This is a genomic window from Ramlibacter sp. (assembly GCF_035706265.1).
GTDB lineage: Bacteria > Pseudomonadota > Gammaproteobacteria > Burkholderiales > Burkholderiaceae_C > Ramlibacter.
The window spans coordinates 1-3211 of the sequence record NZ_DASSVG010000084.1 but is presented as its reverse complement, the minus strand read 5'-3'; the positions used below and the strand labels follow the sequence as shown (position 1 = coordinate 3211).

Sequence of the window (3211 nt, the reverse complement as noted above, 5' to 3'; positions counted from 1 at the left end):
GTGCACTTCATGCTGCAGGTGGACATGCAGGCGGCGCTGACCCAGAAGGCCGAGTCCTTCGCCGGCGACCTGCGCAGCATGCTGCGCGAGAAGAACGTGCGCCACGCCGGCATCAGCCGCAACGGCCAGGCCGTGGAAGTGCGCTTCCGCGACCCCGAGGCGCTGCGCGCCGGCCGCAACGTCATCGCCGACCAGTTCCCCGACCTGGTGGTGGCGGAGAAGGCCGAGGGCGACACGACGGTCCTGACGGCGACGATCAAGCCCGAGGCCGCGCGCCGGGTGCAGGACCAGGCGCTCAAGCAGAACATGGTCACCCTGCACAACCGGATCAACGAGCTGGGCGTGGCCGAGCCGATCATCCAGCAGCAGGGCGCCGACCGCATCGTGGTGCAGCTGCCCGGCGTGCAGGACACCTCGCGCGCCAAGGACATCCTCGGCCGCACGGCGACTCTGGAAGTGCGGATGGTCGACGAGAGCACCGAGGGCCGCGCCGCCGAGGTCGGCACCGGCCCCGTGCCGTTCGGCGCCGAGCGCTACATGGACCGCGAAGGCCGCCCGGTGATCGTGAAGAAGCAGGTGATCCTCACCGGCGAGAACCTTACCGACGCCCAGGCCGGCTTCGACAGCCAGACCCAGGAGCCGGCGGTGCACCTGACGCTGGACGCCAAGGGCGCGCGCATCTTCCGCGACGTGACGCGCGAGAACGTCGGCAAGCGCATGGCCATCCTGCTGTTCGAGAAGGGCAAGGGCGAGGTCGTGACGGCGCCGGTGATCCGCAGCGAGATCGGCGGCGGCCGGGTGCAGATCTCCGGCCGCATGACCACCAAGGAAGCCAACGACGTGGCGCTGCTGCTGCGCGCCGGCTCGCTGGCTGCGCCGATGGAGATCATCGAGGAGATGACCATCGGCCCGACCCTGGGCGCCGAGAACATCGCCAAGGGTTTCCACAGCGTGGCCTGGGGCTTCGCCGCCATCGTGGCCTTCATGGGCATCTACTACATGCTGTTCGGCCTGTTCTCCGGGCTGGCGCTGGCCGTCAACCTGCTGCTGCTGGTGGCGGTGCTGTCGATGCTGCAGGCCACCCTGACGCTGCCCGGCATGGCGGCCATGGCGCTGGCCCTGGGCATGGCCATCGATTCGAACGTGCTGATCAACGAACGCGTGCGTGAAGAATTGCGCAGCGGCGCCTCGCCGCAGGCGGCCATCCACGCCGGCTACGACCGGGCCTGGGCGACCATCCTCGACTCCAACGTGACGACGCTGATCGCCGGCGTGGCGCTGCTCGCCTTCGGCACGGGCCCGGTGCGCGGCTTCGCGGTGGTCCACTGCATCGGTATCCTGACCTCGATGTTCTCCGCCGTGTTCTTCTCGCGCGGCCTGGTGAACCTCTGGTATGGCCGGCAGAAGAAGTTGAAGGCGGTGTCCATCGGGACGGTCTGGCGGCCGGAGGCCGATGGCGCTATAACCAAGGCTGAGTAGCTGGCGCGTACGGGTGGATTTCGCATCCCGCAATAAGGACAAAAGGTAGTGGAGTTCTTCAAGATCCGGCGGGACATCCCGTTCATGGAGAATGCGCTGGTCTTCAACGTGGTCTCGGTGATCACGTTCCTGGCCGCCGTGTTCTTCCTCGTCACCCGCGGCCTGCACCTGTCGGTGGAATTCACCGGCGGCACGGTCATGGAGGTGGCGTATTCGCAGCCGGCGGACGTGGAGCACGTGCGCCGCACCGTCAGCGCCCTAGGCTACACCGACGTGCAGGTGCAGAACTTCGGCACCTCGCGCGACGTGATGATCCGCCTGCCGGCGCAGAAGGGCGTCAGCTCCGCGCAACAAAGCGAGCGTACGCTGCAGGCCCTGAAAGCCACGGACCAGGGAGTCTCGCTGCGCCGGGTGGAATTCGTGGGGCCGCAGGTCGGCGAGGAGCTGGTCTCCAACGGCCTGAAGGCGCTCGCCATGGTGGTGGCGGGCATCATGATCTACCTCGCGCTGCGGTTCGAATGGAAGTTCGCCGTGGCGGCCATCATCGCCAACCTGCACGACGTGGTGATCATCCTGGGCTTCTTCGCCTTCTTCCAGTGGGAGTTCTCGCTGGCGGTGCTCGCAGCCGTGCTGGCCGTGCTGGGCTACTCGGTCAACGAGTCGGTGATCATCTTCGACCGGATCCGGGAAAGCTTCCGCCGCTACCGCAAGCTGACCACGGTGCAGACGATCGACCACGCGATCACCTCCACCATCAGCCGCACGATCATCACCCACGGTTCCACCCAGATCATGGTGCTGTCGATGTTGCTGTTCGGCGGCGCCACCCTGCACTACTTCGCACTGGCGCTCACCATCGGCATCCTGTTCGGCATCTACTCCTCGGTCTTCGTCGCCGCCGCCATCGCCATGTGGCTGGGTGTCAAGCGCGAGGACCTGGTGAAGACCGACCGCAAGCGCGAAGGGGACCCCAACGACCCCAACGCGGGCGCCACAGTCTGAGGCCGAACGGATGGCTTCCATCACGCCTGGCCCCGGGTCCGCGCAGCTGGCACGGCAGGCGCGTGAGCGATTCGTCACGCACATGGAAGGGCTGCTGCCCGAGCTCTCGGAGGCCATCCGCGCCTCGCTGAGCGAGCAGATGAACAACGCGGAGAGCAGCCGCGAGATGCAGCAGCGCCGCGACGCCCTGGTGGAGTTCGAGCAGTCCGGCGCCAAGTGGAGCGAGCTGGTGGGCAAGACCTGGCGGCGCGCCGTCGTGCCGCCCACGACCACCGCCCGCGCCAACCTCGAGATGGCCAGCCTGGAGCTGATCGGCGACGACGTGGTCGAGAACAAGATCCTGTCCTCGCGCCTCGCGATGGCGGTGCAGGAAAAGGCTGTCTGGGAGCTCAATGACCTGAAGCTGCGCATCACGCACCTGGAAGGCGGCGAGGAGCTCGCCACCGAGGACGTGCTGCGGCCCGAGGCGCTGGCGCAGGTGCTGGTGGAGCAGTGGATCGCCGCGGCGCTGCCGCGCGAGAGCTGGGTGCTGGCCAAGGACGTGATCCAGAAGCACGTCGTCCCGCGCGCGCTGGAGGGCTACAAGGAAGCCAACGAGTTCCTGGTCAAGAGCGGCGTGCTGCCGCACATCGACCTGAAGTCGCGCGTGAAGCGTCCGCCGCGCGGCGCCGTGCGCGGCGCGGCGCCGCAGCAGCCCGGTGAGGCACCACCGGCCGACGGCACGGCCAGC

At 68.0% G+C, this 3211-nt stretch carries 3 protein-coding genes; all 3 read left to right on the top strand.

Annotation, left to right across the window (positions count from 1 at the left end; translation table 11 throughout):
* The coding region (gene secD, locus VFM98_RS03180) for a protein translocase subunit SecD (RefSeq protein ID WP_325108451.1) at positions 1 to 1479 on the top strand (1479 nt) is incomplete at its 5' end.
* A gap of 48 nt (positions 1480 to 1527) precedes the next feature.
* Entirely contained in the window at positions 1528 to 2481 is a 954-nt protein-coding gene (secF, locus tag VFM98_RS03175; protein WP_325108450.1) for a protein translocase subunit SecF, read from the top strand.
* 10 nt (positions 2482 to 2491) lie between these two features.
* The coding region (locus tag VFM98_RS03170; RefSeq protein WP_325108449.1) for a DUF1631 family protein at positions 2492 to 3211 on the top strand (720 nt) is incomplete at its 3' end.